17 protein-coding genes are annotated in these 17822 nt (G+C 63.5%); 11 read left to right on the forward strand and 6 right to left on the reverse strand.

Annotated features, from left to right (window positions below; genetic code table 11):
- Nucleotides 1-124: 124 nt before the first annotated feature.
- Nucleotides 125-1477, reverse strand: coding sequence for a formylglycine-generating enzyme family protein (locus U5A65_RS04955; protein WP_321911865.1), 1353 nt, complete (start codon nt 1475-1477; stop codon nt 125-127).
- 325 nt (nt 1478-1802) lie between these two features.
- Between U5A65_RS04955 and U5A65_RS04960 the strand changes: the two genes are divergently transcribed.
- The 9 genes from U5A65_RS04960 to U5A65_RS05000 all read left to right on the forward strand — a co-directional run bounded on the left by U5A65_RS04960 (nt 1803) and on the right by U5A65_RS05000 (nt 13562).
- Complete coding sequence (locus tag U5A65_RS04960; RefSeq protein ID WP_321945640.1) at nt 1803-2228, forward strand: DUF4399 domain-containing protein; 426 nt, start codon at nt 1803-1805, stop codon at nt 2226-2228.
- Nucleotides 2229-2279: 51 nt separating this feature from the next.
- Complete coding sequence (locus tag U5A65_RS04965) at nt 2280-2705, forward strand: DUF4399 domain-containing protein (protein WP_028204268.1); 426 nt, start codon at nt 2280-2282, stop codon at nt 2703-2705.
- Between the two features lie 325 nt (nt 2706-3030).
- Nucleotides 3031-3309 (forward strand): hypothetical protein, encoded by a 279-nt coding sequence (locus U5A65_RS04970; RefSeq protein WP_321911862.1) that lies wholly within the window; start codon nt 3031-3033, stop codon nt 3307-3309.
- Between the two features lie 125 nt (nt 3310-3434).
- Complete coding sequence (locus U5A65_RS04975; protein ID WP_415764306.1) at nt 3435-4907, forward strand: efflux transporter outer membrane subunit; 1473 nt, start codon at nt 3435-3437, stop codon at nt 4905-4907.
- A gap of 177 nt (nt 4908-5084) precedes the next feature.
- Complete coding sequence (locus U5A65_RS04980) at nt 5085-6947, forward strand: FHA domain-containing protein (protein WP_321945641.1); 1863 nt, start codon at nt 5085-5087, stop codon at nt 6945-6947.
- 22 nt (nt 6948-6969) lie between these two features.
- A complete protein-coding gene (locus tag U5A65_RS04985; protein WP_321934808.1) occupies nt 6970-8355 on the forward strand; it encodes an HlyD family efflux transporter periplasmic adaptor subunit in 1386 nt (461 codons plus the stop codon).
- 48 nt (nt 8356-8403) lie between these two features.
- Nucleotides 8404-9156, forward strand: coding sequence for a peptidylprolyl isomerase (locus U5A65_RS04990; protein ID WP_321945642.1), 753 nt, complete (start codon nt 8404-8406; stop codon nt 9154-9156).
- Nucleotides 9157-9174: 18 nt separating this feature from the next.
- Nucleotides 9175-12246 carry a peptidase domain-containing ABC transporter gene (locus tag U5A65_RS04995; protein WP_321911858.1) on the forward strand — a complete coding sequence of 1024 codons (3072 nt, stop codon included), beginning with the start codon at nt 9175-9177 and terminating at the stop codon, nt 12244-12246.
- Nucleotides 12243-13562: a sigma-54 dependent transcriptional regulator gene (locus tag U5A65_RS05000; protein ID WP_321934779.1), complete on the forward strand. Its 1320-nt coding sequence runs from the start codon at nt 12243-12245 to the stop codon at nt 13560-13562. Before U5A65_RS04995 ends, U5A65_RS05000 begins: the two co-directional genes overlap by 4 nt.
- A gap of 613 nt (nt 13563-14175) precedes the next feature.
- Here U5A65_RS05000 and U5A65_RS05005 read toward each other — a convergent pair.
- Together U5A65_RS05005 and U5A65_RS05010 are read right to left on the reverse strand one after the other, a co-directional pair.
- Nucleotides 14176-14946, reverse strand: coding sequence for a PP2C family protein-serine/threonine phosphatase (locus U5A65_RS05005; RefSeq protein ID WP_321945643.1), 771 nt, complete (start codon nt 14944-14946; stop codon nt 14176-14178).
- Nucleotides 14947-14963: 17 nt separating this feature from the next.
- Nucleotides 14964-15257, reverse strand: coding sequence for a hypothetical protein (locus tag U5A65_RS05010; protein ID WP_321911853.1), 294 nt, complete (start codon nt 15255-15257; stop codon nt 14964-14966).
- Between the two features lie 477 nt (nt 15258-15734).
- Between U5A65_RS05010 and U5A65_RS05015 the strand changes: the two genes are divergently transcribed.
- Complete coding sequence (locus tag U5A65_RS05015) at nt 15735-16199, forward strand: lecithin retinol acyltransferase family protein (protein ID WP_321911852.1); 465 nt, start codon at nt 15735-15737, stop codon at nt 16197-16199.
- A 58-nt stretch (nt 16200-16257) separates the two neighbouring features.
- Nucleotides 16258-16500: a hypothetical protein gene (locus U5A65_RS05020; protein ID WP_321911850.1), complete on the forward strand. Its 243-nt coding sequence runs from the start codon at nt 16258-16260 to the stop codon at nt 16498-16500.
- A 2-nt stretch (nt 16501-16502) separates the two neighbouring features.
- Here the strand turns inward: U5A65_RS05020 and U5A65_RS05025 are convergent, their stop codons facing one another.
- The 3 genes from U5A65_RS05025 to U5A65_RS05035 all read right to left on the reverse strand — a co-directional run bounded on the left by U5A65_RS05025 (nt 16503) and on the right by U5A65_RS05035 (nt 17491).
- A complete protein-coding gene (locus tag U5A65_RS05025) occupies nt 16503-16718 on the reverse strand; it encodes a hypothetical protein (protein ID WP_321911848.1) in 216 nt (71 codons plus the stop codon).
- Nucleotides 16719-16849: 131 nt separating this feature from the next.
- A complete protein-coding gene (locus U5A65_RS05030; RefSeq protein WP_321911846.1) occupies nt 16850-17119 on the reverse strand; it encodes a hypothetical protein in 270 nt (89 codons plus the stop codon).
- A 96-nt stretch (nt 17120-17215) separates the two neighbouring features.
- On the reverse strand, nt 17216-17491 hold the full coding sequence (locus U5A65_RS05035; RefSeq protein ID WP_233887843.1) for a hypothetical protein: 276 nt from the start codon (nt 17489-17491) through the stop codon (nt 17216-17218).
- Nucleotides 17492-17822 lie beyond the last annotated feature (331 nt).

Raw genomic sequence — 17822 nt, forward strand, 5'->3', positions numbered from 1 at the left:
GTAGTCAGAACCTTACGCGTGTGCTCACAGGTTTCGAGCGGCTGCCCATAGTCTATGAACTGCACCAGGCAAATTCAAGGCAGCGGCGCTGCGCTTGCCTGCGAGACCTGCAACGTTTGCCGCGCTATTTCATGTCGCGCGCGACGCGAAAACCATTGGCTTCGTAGCGCACGCTGCTGTCGTATTTGAAGCGCGTGGCAGCGAGCATATAGCCGGCGCCGTCACGCCACGAGCCGCCGCGAATCACGCGCGTCTGGCAATTGGGCTCGTCCCACGAGTGGCCGTCGCTCGGAGCGTTCTTGTACGAGGTGTGCCAGCAGTCGCTGACCCATTCCCAAACGCCTCCGGCCATGTCATAGAAGCCGAACGCGTTGGCCGAAAACGAGCCGACGTCGTTGGGCGCTTCGACGTGCCACGGCGGCCCGCAGTCCTTGCAGTTCGCCGTGCCCTTGCGCATGTCGTTGCCCCACCAGTAGCGCGTTTCGGTGCCGGCGCGCGCCGCATATTCCCATTCCGCCTCCGTCGGCAAGCGGTAGGGCTTGCCGCTGATCTTCGAAAGCCATTTCACGTATTGCTGCGCGTCGTCCCAGCTCAGATCGCGCACGGGTGCATTCGGCGAGACGTTATTCTCGTTCGACAGGCGCGGGCAGGCGCTGGCGGCGACGCACGCGTCCCACTGCGCCACCGTGACCGCATACTTCGCGAGCGCATAGCTGTGGCTGATCGTGACGCGGTGCGCGGGCCGCTCCGATGCGTCGTCGTTGTCGATGCCCATGGTGAAGGCGCCGGGTGTTACCGCGATGAGCACCGGGCAAGATGGGCAGTCCTGAATGTCGTGAGGACCGGGTTTTGAAATGGCAGGGTTGCCCTTCGCAGCCACGGCGGCTGCGGCCGTTGCCGCGGCCGCTGCGGGCGGGGCCGAGGCGGGCGCCGCCTTGGTCTGCGCGGCTGGCGGGGCGGCTGGGGGCGGCGGCGTCTTGGCCTGAGGTGCTGGCGCCGGTGCGGGCGCGGGAGCGGCGGCGGCGGGACTGCTAGCCGGGTGCATGGTGGACGTTGTGCTCGCAGCGGACGCCCCAGCCGGTTTCGATGCTTCCGCATGCAAACGTGCCAGGCGGGCCTGCGCGAGCGGTGCGAAACGACCGTTCGGATAGGCCTTGAGGTACGCCTCATAGTCGCTCGGGTATTGACTGTCCTTGATCGAATTCCAGAACGTGATTTCGTATTCCTGGGAGGTGTCTTTCGGCATCAGGCCCACGCGCACGATCGCGACGCCGTAGCGCTGCCGCGCACTGCTGGCCGTGGTGACCCGCTCATGTGTGCCGAGGGTGGTTGTGTACCCACCAGGGTTTTGCGGCTCGAAACGCGGCTGCACGTGAACCGGTGCCGAGCGCGCATGCGCAGCCGGCGCGGCTGAACGCAGTGTCGAGGTCAGGCCGAGCGAGATCAACAGGCACACAGGCAACACTAGCCGCCTCATGTTCGTTCTCCCTATCAGGTGCCAGCCGAGTTGCCAGCCGAATTGCCAGCCCAGGTGGCAACCCCAGGCATCATCGCCTTTCAATGCCGACGGTGCGCTACCCCGCTGCAGTCGCCCGCCGCGCTCGCGTGAGACGCGGGCCGCCGCCGGAACAGGCACTGCCTGCGCACAACTACAAAATAGCACGCACGCCGGGCGATGCAGTAACTCGGTGGCAAGCGCGCGCCGCGCCGATTATTCTCCATCCGCTTGAATCCGACCTAAGCTGTAGAACACGCACCGAACTCCAAAGCCGTGCGCCGTCTGCCGAACAAGGAGCACGAAGATGCAACGAAGAGCAACCCTGTTGGCCCTGGCAGCGGCCGTTCTGATGCCGCGTCTCGCGTTCGCCGAGCGCACGCCTTCCCCGCCGGGCGCAGAGGTCTACATCATCTGGCCGCCGGACGGCGCGACGATTCCGAACGGCAAGTTCTGGATTCGCATGGGGCTGCGCAACATGGGCGTGTGCCCCAAGGGGATCAACAAGGCGAATACCGGCCATCATCACGTACTGATCGACACGGACCTTCCGCCGCTCGATCAGCCTATCCCGTCGGATCGCAACCATCTTCATTTCGGCGCGGGCGAAACCGAAGCGCGGATCGAGCTGCCGCCGGGCAAGCACACGCTGCAGTTGCTGATGGGCGATTACAAGCACGTGCCGCACGATCCGCCGATCTACTCGAAGAAGATCACGGTCACGGTGAAATAGCGAAGGACATCGGTCTTTAGCCGCAGCGCAAAAGAAGCGGGAGTGCATGCCATGAACAGGTTCCTCGTTTTTGCTGCCAGCCTCGTGCTGCTCGCGGGCGGTGCGGCGCATGCAGGCACGACGCCGGCCGACCCGAACGCGCACGTCTATATAGGCTGGCCGAACGACGGCCAGGTGATGCCGGCCGGGCGGCCATTTCGCGTGTGGTTCGGCCTGCGCAACATGGGCGTGGCGCCCGCGGAGGTCGAGTTTCCCAACACGGGCCACCACCACTTGCTCGTCGATACGGACCTGCCGCCGATGGATCAGCCCATTCCATCCGATCGCAACCACCTGCACTTCGGCGCCGGTCAGACCGAAACCACGCTTCAGTTGCCGCCGGGCAAACATACGCTGCAGCTGCTGATGGGCGACGCGCACCACGTGCCGCACAACCCGCCTGTGTACTCGAAGAAGATCACCATTTACGTTAAGTGATCCATACGAATCTGTCACACACGCGAACGTGACGTGCGAACGTTTGCGACGCTTTAACGTCACGCAGTTCACCCGTGTTCGCAGCATGCCAACATAAGTCGCGCAACGCGTTGGCGCGCACCCATCACACCGCACGCCAGGCGAGCGCCAGTCGCTGCGCGTGAGACACCGGAAATTCCAGAGCAATCCTTATGCAGCGGGCAATGCGCCGCCGTGCACCCGCTCGCGCGCGCACCTGGCACGGCTCATGCCTTGTTGGACCCGAGCCCGCAACCTTGCAGCTCAAAACCCAAACACTGTTGCATTCCTTATCTGGAGAACTGCCATGAGCAAGCTGATGATTGCAGACCTGAGCGGCGCACAAGAACTCGACAGCCGTGAAATGAGCGCCGTGCGCGGCGGCGGCCTGGGCTTTGGCCCGCTGCCGATCTACTACCCGAGCATGCCGAGCGTGAAGGTCAGCAGCACCAACTTCACCGCCGAGCAAGTGATCGGCCAGACCAACAGCATCATGAGCAACACGGGCAACGACGTGGCATTCGTGACGGGCATCGCCTCGTCGACCAACCCGATGCAAACGGCGCACAACACGATCAACTTCTGATCGTGCTGCCAGCCGTGGAGGCTTACCCCGCCTCCACGGCGCCGCCCACCACCGCATCCGTTGCACACCGCGCTTATCGCCACACTCGTCGCCGCCTTCCGCTTAAGGAGTCGATCGTGAACACACTGCTCTCGCCGTCCGCCGCACACGTATCAGGCGGCGCGTCGCGTTGGCTGACCCGTTTCGTCGGTGCGGCCGGGTTGTGTGCCGTGGCACTGTGCGGCTGCACGGATCTGAGTACGCCTGCGTATCGGCGTCCCGACATGCCTGAGAAGGACGCCTGGGCGCATACGAACCGCACGTTTTCCGCGGCCGATACGGTCAATCCGCAGTGGTGGAAAGAGTTCGACGATCCCTACCTGAATACACTCATCGAGAAGGCGATTGCGGGCAATGTCGATATCCGGGTGCTGGCGGCGCGCATTGGCGTGGCCGGCGCGCAGATCGGGGAAGTGCAGGCCGGTGCACTGCCCACGGTCGACGCGGGCGCGGGGATCGACTATGAGAAGAGCACGGGGCTAGCGCTCTCGAAGACCTACAACGTCGCGACTCAGGTGAATTGGGACATCGATATCTGGGGCAAAGTCGAGAAAAGCGTGCAGGCCCAAAAGGCCGAGTATCACGCTACCGAAGCGGATTGGCGCGCAGGCTATTTGACGCTCGTTGCGAATGTGGCGAGCACTTATTTCCAGATCCTGCAGTTCGACGACCAGATCCGCGACGAGGAAGACACGCTCAGAAGGAACAAGCAGATCCTCACCATTTACCAGCAGATGTACGCAAACGGTCTGGCGCCCAAAACCGAAGTGCTGCGTCAGGGCGCCGAAGTCAACGGCGTGGCGAACGAACTGCTGGAACTGCACCGCGAGCGCGATACCGCCGAAAATGCGCTTTGCACGCTGGTCGGCGTGCCTGCGGGCGAGTTCAAGATGCCGGCGGGCCAGTTGCGCGAGCGCGTGAAGCTGCCGAGCGTGCCCATGGGCCTGCCCGCGCAGTTGCTGGGGCGCCGCCCCGATGTGGTGGCCGCGCAGTACCGCATTCTCGAATCGTATGATCAAGTCGGCTCCGCACGCCTCGCGCAACTGCCGACCCTCAGTCTCACGGGCCGCGCCGGCACGGCTGCGTTCTCGCTTTCCGATCTCTTCAAGGTGTTCACGCTGAGCTTCATGCCGAGCATCAACTTCCCGATGTTCGACCCGGGCGTGCACGCCCACATCAAGACGACCGAAGCCGAGAGCAAGGTCGCCGAGGAGCAGTATCGCCAGGTCGTGTTCACGGCGTTCGAAGAAGTCGAGAACGCGCTCGTGAATCTCGACGCGCATAAAAAGCAACGCGTCGAGCTGCTGCAGCAAAACGAGCGTCTGCGCACCGTCGCGGCGCAGGTCGAGGCGCAGCTCAAAGAAGGGCTCGTATCGCAGCTCGAAGTATTGGAGTCCGAACGTTCGCTTGCTTCCGCGGAACAGTCGCTTCTGGCCAACCATGAGCAGATCCTGGCCGACACTGTCACGCTCTATAAGGCGATCGGCGGCGGCTGGCCCAACGTCGATGTGGCCAACGTGGCCTCGAATTCCGCTGTGTCGGCAGCGCCGGTCAAGTGAGCGCGCTCGTTGCGGCGGGCTACGCCAGATGTTTGACTCCAGCCAACAGTCGCCTACACTTTTCTAACACCCCGATCGCCATGTGCAAGGCGCGCGGCTTCTCACGGAGAGTCAGTGCGCACGCGGCGCTTGCGCCACGCGCGGCCTGGCTGACAATTGCTGATCGCTGGCGGAATCATGGTGCCTGACGCCGCTTCCCTTGCCGAGAACCAGACATCGCTCGAGCGGACGTTCGATATCGTGCTGCGGCCGATATCGCATGCGGAGCTGGGCGAGATCCGCATCGACAAGGATCTGTTCGCAGTTGGGCGGACACAGCCGCCTTTTGCCGAGGCGCGGCCCGAGGTCGTCGTGGATGTCTCGCGCCGTCACGCGCGCATCTTCCGCGAGGGCGCGTCGGCCTACGTGGCCGACCTGGGCAGCAAGAACGGCACGGCGGTCAACGGGATCGAAGTCACCCAGAAGCCCCACGTGCTCAACGACGGCGACGAACTCAGCTTCGCCGGCGCGCTCGCGTTTCGCGTGAGTTTTGCGCCGCGTGCGGCGCGCGCGGCCGTACGCGCAACGGTGGTGACGCTCACGCCAGAGCGCGCCGATCTTGGCTTGCAGCAGATCGTCGTCACCAGTTTTCCGTTCCTCGTCAGCAAGGCCGACGAGACGTTCTCGCAGTACCACGACGCCTATCCGCACCAGGTAAATTATTTGTCGCGACGTCACGCGCACATCTATGCCGAGGACGACGCGATGTATGTCGAAGACCTCGGCAGCACCAACGGCACGTTCCTCGACGGACAGCGGCTCGACGACCACGCAGTCAGGCTCGAAGACGGCCAGCGCATCGCATTCGGCGGCGAGCACTTCGTCTACCGCGTAAGCCTCGAAAGCACGAGTGCGAGCGACGCCACCGTGACGGCGACGCGCGAGCGCCGCGCCAGCGTGCTGGCGGAAGACGCCGACCGCACGACCTTTATTGGCAGCGCGCACTCGTTTCTCGACATCTTTTGCACGCCCCCCGCGCCCGCACAGGACGACGAGATCAATCCCGATGCGCCTGAGCAGGCGCCAGAACCGGGCCACGATGCGAAACGCCGGCGCGGCCGCATCGAAGTCTTCCTCAGCGAGTTGAGCGAAGCACTAGGCGGCAGCGGCAAGATCAACATGGGCGCGTTCGTGCGGTGGGGCGGCGGCGGGCTCGCCGTGATCGTCGCGCTCGTTGCGCTCACGTATTTCCAGGGCGCCCCGCAGCGCGACATGCAGGCCCTGCTCACGAGCGGCCAGTTCGAAAGCGCGGCGCGCGTGGCCGACCAATACCTCACGCGCCACCCGAACGACACCACGTGGCGCGCGATGGGGACAGAAGCGCTCATCAAGGCCAACGTACCCGACTGGGTTGCCGCGATCAACGCGCGTGCGTTCGATCGCGCGCGCGCCATCGTCGAAGACATGCGCACGCTCGCGCGCCACAATCCGGACGCCGCGCCGCTCGTGGAAAACATCGACTGGATCGGCGCGCTTCAGTCGTTCGTGCAGGGGCGCGAAGGCCCGCAAGCGCCGATTCGCATCTACCGCGACGAGGCGCCGATCCACACGTTGACGAGCCGCTGGAACGACGACCCTGGCGAGCATCAGCGTGCATTCGACCGCATCTCGGCCTACGTGCCGGCGTTTGCCACCGTGTACGCGGACTCGCTCAGCCACTTGCGCAAGCTGCAGAGCGACGACTCGGTCTATGTGGCTGCGCTCGATCGCATCCACGAGGCGATCGACAGCGCGCTGGCGAGCGACCGCTTCGACGCGCTCAATACGATGCTGAGCGACTATGCGCAGCGCTATCCGCGCCTTGCGGGGCTCGACGCCGTGCGCGCCGACATGGAGCAGTATCAGCAGATCGATAGCGAGGCGCATGCGGGCCACGTGCAGGCCGTGCACGACCGTCTGGCCGCAGCCCACTTCACCACGCCGCCGTTCGCAGCCCATGCGGGCGCGCTCGAAAAGCTTGCGCTAGCGGGAGGGCACGGTGAATCCGTCCCTGCTCATTGAGCGCTTGCGCAAGGCGTTCGGCATGTACGGTTCGCATGCCGCGCCCGAACCGCCGCGACCGCTTGGCGAGGCGTTGGGCGACCATAGCGAGGAGGGCGTGGCGATTCTCACCGCGCGCCCGTGGCGTCTCATTGAAGCCACGATCATCACGATGGTTGCGCTCGTGGTGTGCGCGCTCTTATGGTCGTTTGTCGGGCGCGCCGATGTGATCGTCAGCGCACAAGGCGCGCTTGCTCCGGAGTCCGAAGTGCGCCGTATCTATGCACCCGTGGACGGCGAGCTTGTGGATATCTATATCGCCGAAGGGCAGCCCGTGGAGAAGGACGACGTGATCGGACGCATCAACGCGCGTGGAGCGATTCAGGCGGCGACTAACGCGCTCGATGCGCGCCTGAAGCTCGACGACGCCGAACGCGACTGGAAGGAGTTCCCCGAGAAAAAGGCGCTGATGGAGCGCAAGGCCGAGGCGCTCAAGGCGCAGATGGACGTTGAAGAGCATATGCATCAAACGCGCGTTGCGGAAGGCACGAGCAAGCTCCAGCAGGCCGAGAACGCCCAGCTCGACGAGGCGCGCGGCAATATCGACAACGCGCGCCACGTGCGCGACCTCGCGAAGGAAGACGAGAACAAGTACGAGCGCCTGTTCGCGCTGCCGGGCGGCGGCGGCGTGTCGCAAAGCCAGGTCGAGGAAAAGCGCAGCGCGTTCGTTCAGGCGGACAATAATTACCGCATCGCGCAAGCGCGGCTCACCGAATTGCAGGCGCAAACGAGCCACGACTTCGCGCAGGCGAAGGCGCAACTCGAAGGCAGCGCCGGGCAGCTCACGTCGCTGCGCATCGAATACGACGCGACCGAGCGCGAAATCGCCAATACCGAGGACAAGCTGCGCCTGCAGGTGCAAACCGCGCGCCTTGCCGCCGACGCCGCGGCGCGCATCCGCTTCGAGAACATCGACAAGGACAACTTCCTGCTCGTGCTCGCGCCGGTCTCGGGTGTGATTACGGACGTGACGACGACGCAGCCCGGCGACAAGATCCAGGCGAACACGCCGCTCGGGGGCATTGCGCCAGCCAATGCGCGCCCGGTCGTGAAGGTCGCGATACCGGAGCAGGACCGCGCGTTCCTGCGCGAGGGCTTGCCGGTCAAGCTGAAGTTCAACGCGTTTCCGTATCAGCGCTATGGCGTGGTGGACGGCACGCTCGAATATATTTCGCCGACCACGAAGCCGCAGGCGCAGACCAAGGAGCCGGTGTACGAAGGGCGCGTGCGGCTCGCGCGCGACCATTTTTCGATTGGCGGCGCGACGTATCCGCTGCGCTACGGCATGACGGCGACCGCCGAAATCGTGGTGCGCGAGCGGCGCCTGATCGATTTCGCGCTGGACCCGTTCCGGCAAATTGCGGGTTGAAGGCGCCAACCCGCCCAGAATTCGGGTATCAGAACTCAGGGGAAAGCAATGACGACAATCGTACGGATCGACGATGAAGCGATCGGCACGGAAGATTTCATTCGCGTGCTGAAACTCACGGGGCAGTTCGAAAGCCTGGTCGAACAGCAGGTGCGCGACCGGCTTACGGTCATCGCCGCGAAGAAAATGGGCGTGCAGGTCGGGCCCGACGAAATCCAGCAGCGCGCCGACCAGTTTCGCCGCGTGCGGGGGCTGCACCGCGCGGCGGACATGAACCGCTACCTCGATGTGTTCGGTATCAGCCTCGACGAATTCGAGCACTTCATTACCGACACGCTCTACCAGGAGAAGACATTTAACCTGATCTGCAACGAAGAGGCGGTCGACAGCTATTTCAAGCTCAATTCGCCGAAATTCGACAGCATCGAAGTGAGCCACATCGTGGTGGACTCGGAAGGCAAGGCGCGTGAAATCATGTCGATTCTCGAGGACGAGCCGCAGGCATTCGGCGAAATGGCGCGCGAGCATTCGATCGCGGACACGAGCGAGCGCGGCGGCGTGATCGGCAAGGTGCTGCGCGGGTCCCTGAAAACGGACATCGAGGCCAAGGTGTTCAATGCGCAGGTTGGCGACCTGCTCGGGCCATTTCCCGCGCCGGATGACTCGTTCTTCGAGATTTTCTGCGTGACGGCGAAGCATCCGGCGTCGCTCGAAGCGGACGTGGCTTCCGAGGTGCGGCGGCTCTTGCGCGAAGAGTGGCTCGCGGAGCGCGCGCAAGAACATATCATCGACGCGCACTGAGCGCGCAGAGCCCAGCAGATGGACACCCAGGCGCCCGCACCGGCCAGCGCACCTTCGCTGGCGGATTTTCTCGCATCGGTCGAACCGCTTTCGCTCTTTTCGCGCGAAGAACTCGACCGTCTCGCCGCGCAGGTCGAAACGCACACCTACGCATTCGGCGACACGCTCTGCAAGCGCGGCGAGCCCGCTGCCGGCCTCTATGTGATCCGCTCGGGCTCCGTGCGCCTGATTGCCGAAGAGCGCGGCAAGGAAATGAGCCTCGGCGTGCGCAAGGAACGCGAGGTGTTCGGCGAGATCGCCATGCTGCGCGACTACTGGCACGAAGTGTCGGTGCGCGCCTCGGCGAAAACCGAGGTGCTGTGCATTCCGCGCGCCGCGCTCGAGCCGCTGCTCGCCGCGAATCCGGCCGCGCAGTCTTTCGTGACGAGCTATGTGGCGATCAGCTCGGCAGGCGGCTTCGTCACGCGGCTTTTCGACCTGCGCGGCAAGCTTTCGCGCGCCGAGCTGGAAGAATATGTGTCGAGCGTGGGCGTCAAGCGCGTGAGCGCCGGCAAGGAGATCATCCATCAGGGCGCGGGTGGCGACATGCGCCTGTATGTCGTGCGTCAGGGCGAGGTCAGCATCGCGCGCGAGGAAGAAGGCACCGTCTATCAGATCGCGAAACTCGGCGCGGGTGAGATCTTCGGTGAACGCGCCTGCCTGCTTCGCCAGGATCAGCCCGCGAGCGTCACGGCGCTCACCGATGTACGGCTGCTGGTGATTCCCGAAAAGACCGTGCACTTCATGCTGGAGCGCAACCCCAAGTTGCGCGAGGTGCTGGAAGAGCGCGTGCGCTTCAACGAGCGCGAATTGCAGCGGCAAAAGAAGCTCGCGGAGCGCCGCAGCCGGCCGGTTGCCGTGGACAGCGGCGCGGACGCGAAATTCAGCGAGCGCGTGATCAAGCGCTTCGTGCTGGTCGAGCAGGCCGAGGAGATGGACTGCGGCGCGGCGTGCCTCGCGATGATCTGCCGTCACTACGGCATTCCGATGACGCTCGGCAAGCTGCGCGACCTCGCGAACGTGACGACGCAGGGCGCGACGCTCGAGAGTCTCGCACGCACCGGCGAGGCGCTTGGCTTTACCACGCGCGGCGTGCAGTGCACATACGAAGCGCTGCAAGGCTTCGAGCTGCCCTTTATCGCGCACTGGGAGGGCTACCACTATATCGTCGTGTACGGCGTGTCGAAGCAGTGGGTGAGGGTGGCCGACCCGGCGCTCGGCTTTCGCAAGCTGAGCGTCGAAGCATTCGAGCGCGGCTGGAACGGCACGTGCCTGTTGTTCACCGCTGGCGACACGACCGGCGCGCAGGCGGCGACGCGCTCGCCGTGGGTGCGTTTCATCGGTTACTTGCTGCCGTACCGGAAAATACTCGCTCACCTCTTTCTCGCGACCTTCGTGATCCAGCTGCTCGGTGTCGTGCCGCCGCTCATCATCCAGACCATTCTCGACAGCGTGATCGTCCATCAGAACGTGAGCCTGCTGCATCTCCTGATCGTGGGGCTCATTATTTCGCACGTATTCACGCAGCTCATGACGACGATACGCGCGCATCTGTCGAATTTCATGGTGCGCAGTCTCGACTTCGCGATGATGTCGCAGTTCTTCAAGCACACGATGTCGCTGCCGTTCTCGTTCTTCGCGCGCCGTAAAACGGGCGACATCTTTGCGCGCTTTCAGGAAAACCAGACGATACGCGCGTTTCTCACCGAATCGACGGTGACCACGGCGCTCAACCTGCTGATGATCTTCATCTACTTCACGATCATGTTTCTCTACAACGTGAAGCTGACGCTGCTGCTCATCGCGTTCGTGATTCCCATCATGGCGCTCACGGCCATTGCCACGCCGCGCATTAAACGGTATGCGCGCGACGTCTTTGCAGCGTCCACGGATTCGCGCTCCATGCTGATGGAAACGCTCGGCGGCGTTGAAACCGTGAAGGGCATGGGCATAGAAAGAGCGGTGCGCCTGAAGTGGGAGCGCAAGTACGCGAAGTCACTCGAAGTGCAGTACCGCGCGCAGGCATTCCACATTCTGGTGGGGCTAGGCAGTCAGTTGCTCAACGCGGCGACCACGATCGTGATTCTGTGGGCGGGCGCCACGCTGGTGCTCGATCAGGAGTTGAGCATCGGGCAGCTCATCGCGTTCAACGCATTCATGGGCAGCGTGCTTGCGCCGCTCATGGGTCTGGTCGGGCTGTGGAGCCTCATGAACGATGCGGCGGTCGCGATGGAGCGGCTAGGCGACGTGCTCGACATCGAGCCCGAGCAGAAGCCGGCTGACCTCGGCTCGCGCGTGCTGCTGCCGGACCTGCAGGGCGATATTGAATTCGACGGCGTGTATTTCCGCTATGGCGGCAACGAAACGCCTTACGTGCTGGAGAACATCAGCTTTTCGGTGGCACGCGGCCAGATGGTGGCGATCGTGGGGCGCAGCGGCTCCGGCAAGACGACGCTCGCCAAGCTGCTGGTGGGCTTCTACGCACCGACCGAAGGCAAGATCAACGTGGACGGCTACGACATGAGCGCGATCGATCATGCGTACTTTCGCGCCCAGGTGGGCTACGTGATGCAGACGAACCTCGTCTTTTCCGGCACGATTGCCGAGAACATCGCCTGCGGCGATGCAACGCCGGACTGGCGGCGCATGGAGGAAGTGGCGCGCATGGCCGACGCGCACGCGTTCATCAGCAAGTTGCCGCTTGGCTACGAGCAGGTGGTGGGCGAGCGCGGCATGGGTCTTTCGGGCGGGCAGATCCAGCGCCTTTGCATTGCGCGTGCGCTTTATCACGACCCGCGCCTGCTCGTGTTCGACGAAGCGACCTCGTCGCTCGACACGCAGTCGGAAAGCAACATTCTCTCGAACATGCACGACATCCTGGAGGGTCGCACGGCGCTCATCATCGCGCACCGGCTGAGCACCATCATGCGGGCGGACAAGATTCTCGTGCTCTACGAAGGCGCTATCGTGGAGCAGGGCCGGCATGAAGAGCTTGTCGAGCGCAAGGGCATGTATTACCAGCTTGTTCAAAAGCAGCTGGGGGCATCATGAAACTCTTCGACCCGCATGGATTCGGCAGCTCCGTGGTGTCTTATGCGGGGCTGCTCGAAAAGATCGAAATCCTGCGCTCCACGCTGCGCTGGGCACCGCGGCTCGAGCGCACCGATATCGAAAAGCTTTTGAACCAGTCGAACGCGCTGCGCGACGAAGTCATGCAACTCTCGCGCAAGGAGCGCTTTGTCGAAGCGGCGGCCGAGGCGCCCGAGGCGCTCGATGCGCTGGAAAGGCCGGATGCGCTCGCGCCTTCCGCGCACCGGCGGCGCGAGGCGCTCATCGAGCGCAGCTTCATATTCGAAGGCATATTCGGCGACAACGCGAAGCTGCTGGCCGCGCTGGAGATTGCGGAAAAGGCGGCGCCTACCGACCTGCCCGTGTTGATCGACGGCGAGAGCGGTACGGGCAAGGAGCTGATGGCGAAGGTGATCCACGCCAACGGAGCGCGTGCCGACCGCCCGTATATCTCAGTCAACTGTGGCGCGATACCTGAGAACCTGCTCGAGTCGGAGTTGTTTGGGCATCGCAGAGGGGCGTTCACGGGCGCATCGAGCGATCGCAAGGGGAAATTCGAAAGCGCGCATACGGGGACAATCTTTCTGGACGAGATTGGTGAGTTGCCGCTGCAGGGGCAGGTGAAACTGCTGCGTGTGCTCGAATCGCACGAAATTCAGCGGGTGGGTTCCGATGAGCCCATTGGCGTGGACACGCGCATTGTTGCTGCGACCAACCGCAACCTGCGAGAACTTGCCGCGCAAGGGCAGTTTCGCGAGGATCTCTTTTACCGGTTGAGCGTGATTCATGTCACGCTGCCTGCGCTGCGCGAACGCAACGATGAAATTCCGCTGCTCATTGCTTACTTTGGCGACGAGGCTGCCGGGCAGCTTAAGCGCCGGCCTGTGAAGCTCACGCCCAAGTTGCGGGACTTTCTGCTGACTTATGCGTATCCGGGGAATATTCGCGAGTTGCGTAATCTCGTGTATCGGTTGTCGTGTCTGGCCGGCGATACGGCTGATATCGAGCACTTGCCCGATGATATTCGGCCTAAGCCTGCGGCGCTGGCGTTACGTGCGGTGGAAGCCGAGGCGGCTGGCGTGCCACTCTCGCTTAGCGATGCGAAGCGTGCCGCGAGTGATGAGGCTGAGCGCGCGTTTCTCGAGCGCGGATTGCAGGAGACTGGTGGTACGGTGGCCGAGCTTGCTCGGCGCTGTGATATGAACCGGTCGCATTTGCAGATGCTGCTTAAGAAGCATGGTATTCATTCGAAAGATTTTCGGCATGCCGAGAAGGTGAATCACGGGAAGGAGTCTTGAGGTTGTGTTTGTTGTTGTTTCTGGTTTCTTTGGCCTTTCCTTGGTTTCGCGTCGGTATGCCAGCGTTGCCCCTGTGCGGGGCGGCACCTACTTTTCTTTGCAGCGGCAAAGAAAAGTAGGCAAAAGAAAGCCGCTCAAACCGCCAGCGCCTGCCACAGTTCACATCGCGCCACGACAGGTGAATGGCTCCGGAGCGTCTGTCACCTCGCACCACCGAACTGAGTGACAAGGCGCTCATCCTTCCGGTGGCGCTATGCGCCCCGAAGGGCATAACCAGACACCGTTGGGGCGCGTGAGTTTTCGCCAAGGCATGACACTGCCCCGCGGTTTCCCTTGCAGACCCGACCGCTGCGCGCGTAGCGAGCAGCGGGATGAATGAGCCCTTTGTCACTAACGGGAATGGTGCGAGGTGACAGACGCTCCGGAGCCATTCACCTGTCGTGGCGCGATGTGAACGGTGGCAGGCATTGGCGGTTTGAGCGGCTTTCTTTTGCCTACTTTTCTTTGCCGCTGCAAAGAAAAGTAGGTGCCGCCCCGCACAGGGGCAACGCTGGCACACCGACACGAACACAAGGAAACGCCAAAGAAACCAGAAACAACAACACCCACGCACTCAGCGCCCCACAGCAGGATTCACGAGCGTGCGATCCGACCCAACCGGATCCTCCACCCTCACGACGACCGCGCTGATGTTATCGCGCCCGCCGGCCTGCAAGGCCATCTCCACGAGCATTTCAGTTGCCTGCTGGCAGTCGCCGCCCTCGAGCGCACGCACCAGCTCAGGGCCCTGAACTTCATTGCTCAGCCCGTCGCTGCATAGCAAAAAGAGGTCTCCGTCGCGCACGACGATGCGGCCTTCGTCCAGATCGAGCCAGTCTGCCGCACCGACGGCCCGTGTTATCAGATGCTGCGATGGATGGTGGCGCGCTGCTTCGGCGCTCAAATGCCCCTGCGCCTGAAGCTCCGCCACGTAACTATGGTCAGTCGTGAGCGGTTCGAGCTGCGCATCGCGGTACAGATAGATGCGGCTGTCGCCCGCCCATAGCCAGCCGAATTCGCGCCCCCTCGCCATCAGCACGGCAACCGTGCTGCCGATCATGCGAACCGCGCGCCGCGCCGCCTCTTCGCGCAGCTGGTGGTTCACCGTCTGCAGCGTGCCGCGCGCGGTGGCCATGAAGCTCGTGAGCGTGTTGGGGACAGCCAGGCCGCCGAGCGAGCGCACGATCATGCCGCTGGCAAAGTCTCCGGCCGTGTGCCCGCCCATGCCGTCGGCCACCGCCCAAAGCCCCTTCTGGGGCAGATCGAGACATGCATCCTCGTTGAGCGCCCGCACACGTCCTACGTCTGTGCGCGATGCCGAGCTCCATAACAATGCGCCTGCCACGATCGAGCCTCCATAGGCTACACGACGAGTCCGTTATTCTTGCCGTTCTGGCCCACGCCTACCGTCACGTTCGAATTGGACGCGGAATTGGTCACGTCGAGCGTCTGGTACTGATTGATGACCTGATTCGCGTAGAACGTGTTGTTGGTCTGGTACAGATTGATGATCGATCCGAGCTGGGAGGGCTGCGCGGGCTCGTAGGGCTGGATCCAGCCGAACACCCACGGTGCGCCTGCACCCCGGATGAACGACATCGCCTTGCGGTCGAGATCGCATTGCAGGTGAAGGTCGGTGATGGCGAGCGAGGTCATGACAAGTCTCCGTCAAGATGATGGCCGCAGGCACGCGGCGTTCCGGCCATACCTCGCAAGCAGCATGCCATTTTTTGGCGAAACGCGGCGCTCGCGCGCCCAGGTCCGCTGAAGCTTGTCCCATATGACGTTGCGCTAGCGCGGCGCGTATTACGCGCACCGTTGCCTTGTCGGTTTGCGCGGCAATGGTCGTGCGTGCGCCAACACGCAGGTTTCCCGTTGTCATCAGGACACCGACACATAAGCAATCGCTCTGAGTGAGCCAATCTGGCAGCAAGCTGATGGTTCGGCGCCGACACAATCGATGCGCTCAAGTTGGTGTGTTGCCGACACACCGGGGCACCCGTCACGCACGCCTTCCCGCCAGGCCTGATAGAACCGTGATCGCTCGCCTGGCATGTCTGATGCAGGATAGTTGGCAACCGGCAGACCGTTGAACAGCGCGGAAAGCCAGCAACCAGCCAGACGGATGCAGCCATGAACCCCGAACTTCAAACGACGTCGCACACCGAGGAACCGCCGCTCGGCGCGCATCTCGTGTCGCGCCGCGCGGGCTACACGCACCACGGCATCTACGTCGGCGCTGGGCGCGTTGTCCACTACGCCGGGTTGTGCGTATCGCTGCATCGCGGTCCGATCGAAGAGGTCTCGCTCGAGCGTTTCGCGGCTGGCTGCGAAGTCGCCATCGTCGCGCATCCGTGCGCGGCCTTCGTGGGCCGTGAAGCCGTGGCGCGTGCGCGCTCGCGTTTGGGCGAAGACCGCTACCGCCTGCTCAGCAACAACTGCGAACACTTCTGCACCTGGTGCGTGGACGGTAAGGGCCGCAGCGAACAGGTCCGCACCTGCATTGCTCATCCGCTTGCCGGCTTGCGCGTGGTTCGCGCGCTGGTTCACGCACGCCGCCTGCAAGCCCACGGCACATACGCCGCGCAGGCGGCGTGAACACCATTTCCCGCCGACGCTGAAACGCCGCGCTTCGCCACTTGCTTCGGAGACCATCATGAATTCCGCCGACACCTCGCTGCGCACCCTCGTCGACAAGTGGCTCGCACCCAGTGCGCGTGTTCCGGCCCGCGTCGTGCGCTTTAGCCGCACACAGGAGCAACGGCTGCGCTATGTCTGCGTAGAAGCGGTGCACCCTGCGCGCACGATTGCAATCTTCTTCTTCCGTCACGACGATGGCACGTGGTGCGTATTTCCGCCTGCCAGCGCGCGTCCGGCCATGTCCGCGCACGCTGCGTGATTTCAACGCAGCAATGTGGGGCGCGGCCGCGCCGTGGCGACGGTTGTCTGCGCGCGCTGCGCGGGTGAGCCCTCGATCTCCACACGCACGCCGATGAACGGTCGTGGCACGAGTAGCGTGCGCTGCGAGGCGGCGCGCGCGCCGCCCATGATCGCAGCCATTGCCTGCCTGTCCAGTTCCACGCTTTCCGGAAGGTCCTTGATGACGATAGTGCTCACGGTCCGCTCCACGAGATCGACTTGGGTTTGATGGGTTTCGTTTGAGTATAGGCGGTGGTGCGCGGCGCACGCACGTAAACAAGCAGGCGGCGCCTCGCGGCGCCGTCTGCCTTTTCGCTTCGCGGCAACGGTCAAAACAGCACGCCGGTGCTCGCGTATTGCGCAGGATTGACCTTCAGATTCAGCGGCCCGAAACCCGCGCCGATGTATCCGATGTTGTTGAGCGCAGCGACGTCGACCACCTGAACCTGCGAGATGTTCTGCACGATGTTGGGCGACACGTTGATATTGGCGATCGGGCCATAGCTGCCGAACGCGCTGTTGCCGCCGCGTACGGCTGTCATGGCGCGGCGGTCGAGTTCCGTGCCGGGAGCCAGCTCGCGGATAACGAGAGAAGTCATGATGAGCCTCCAGTTGACGATGAGTGGGGCGGACGCATCGAGGCGGGCGCGACACACGAAGTGCAGCAGGGTGTGGCCGCGCCGCTGCCAGGACGATCAGAAGTTGATCGTGTTGTGCGCGTTCTGCACCGGGTTGACCGTCGCGTGGATGTTCGACGCGAAGGCGACGTCGTTGCCCACGTTGTTCACGATGCTGTTCGTCTGACCGATGACCTGTTCGGCGGTGAAGTTGGTCGAGTCATACTTGAAGGTCGGCATCGACGGGTAGTAACCGGGCCAGAGGCTCAGGCCGCCACCGCCGCGCACGGCGCTCATTTCGCTGCGGTCGAGTTCTTGCGCGACGCTCAGGTCGGCGATCATCAGCTTGCTCATGATAGTTCTCCAGAAGGGCTAAACAGGGTAGTTGGCGATTGAGCTGCAGTATCTTGCGGGCTCGCTCCTCTTAATGCACAGGCTGTGCCAGCGACGTCGCCGCCAACGCATTTGCTGCTCAACCCCTTGTGTGGCGGGGCTCGGCGCCTGGCTGCCGCGCGTATGCGGGGCCTGCCGCGGCGCTCACGCGCGAAAACGCTGATGGCGCGCGCCCAACAGCGCGCGGCGAGGCCGTTGGATTCGGAGCAACACGCGTGAGCCCAAGGCCTGGTTCAGGCACCGATTGCACTGCGTGCGGCAGCAGACTAATCTTTCATCAGACCTTGTTGTA

This window comes from Paraburkholderia sp. J10-1, assembly GCF_905220165.1.
Lineage (GTDB): Bacteria > Pseudomonadota > Gammaproteobacteria > Burkholderiales > Burkholderiaceae > Paraburkholderia.

Bases quoted from the DNA above. Each gene is read 5' to 3' on its own strand.
- U5A65_RS04995 (WP_321911858.1), top strand. From the start codon at position 9,175: ATGGACACCCAGGCGCCCGCACCGGCCAGCGCACCTTCGCTGGCGGAT.
- U5A65_RS05010 (WP_321911853.1), bottom strand. From the start codon at position 15,257: ATGACCTCGCTCGCCATCACCGACCTTCACCTGCAATGCGATCTCGAC.
- U5A65_RS05020 (WP_321911850.1), top strand. From the start codon at position 16,258: ATGAATTCCGCCGACACCTCGCTGCGCACCCTCGTCGACAAGTGGCTC.
- U5A65_RS05035 (WP_233887843.1), bottom strand. From the start codon at position 17,491: ATGAGCAAGCTGATGATCGCCGACCTGAGCGTCGCGCAAGAACTCGAC.
- U5A65_RS04990 (WP_321945642.1), top strand. From the start codon at position 8,404: ATGACGACAATCGTACGGATCGACGATGAAGCGATCGGCACGGAAGAT.
- U5A65_RS04985 (WP_321934808.1), top strand. From the start codon at position 6,970: ATGTACGGTTCGCATGCCGCGCCCGAACCGCCGCGACCGCTTGGCGAG.
- U5A65_RS05015 (WP_321911852.1), top strand. From the start codon at position 15,735: ATGAACCCCGAACTTCAAACGACGTCGCACACCGAGGAACCGCCGCTC.
- U5A65_RS04955 (WP_321911865.1), bottom strand. From the start codon at position 1,477: ATGAGGCGGCTAGTGTTGCCTGTGTGCCTGTTGATCTCGCTCGGCCTG.
- U5A65_RS05000 (WP_321934779.1), top strand. From the start codon at position 12,243: ATGAAACTCTTCGACCCGCATGGATTCGGCAGCTCCGTGGTGTCTTAT.
- U5A65_RS04980 (WP_321945641.1), top strand. From the start codon at position 5,085: ATGGTGCCTGACGCCGCTTCCCTTGCCGAGAACCAGACATCGCTCGAG.
- U5A65_RS04970 (WP_321911862.1), top strand. From the start codon at position 3,031: ATGAGCAAGCTGATGATTGCAGACCTGAGCGGCGCACAAGAACTCGAC.
- U5A65_RS04965 (WP_028204268.1), top strand. From the start codon at position 2,280: ATGAACAGGTTCCTCGTTTTTGCTGCCAGCCTCGTGCTGCTCGCGGGC.
- U5A65_RS05030 (WP_321911846.1), bottom strand. From the start codon at position 17,119: ATGACTTCTCTCGTTATCCGCGAGCTGGCTCCCGGCACGGAACTCGAC.
- U5A65_RS04960 (WP_321945640.1), top strand. From the start codon at position 1,803: ATGCAACGAAGAGCAACCCTGTTGGCCCTGGCAGCGGCCGTTCTGATG.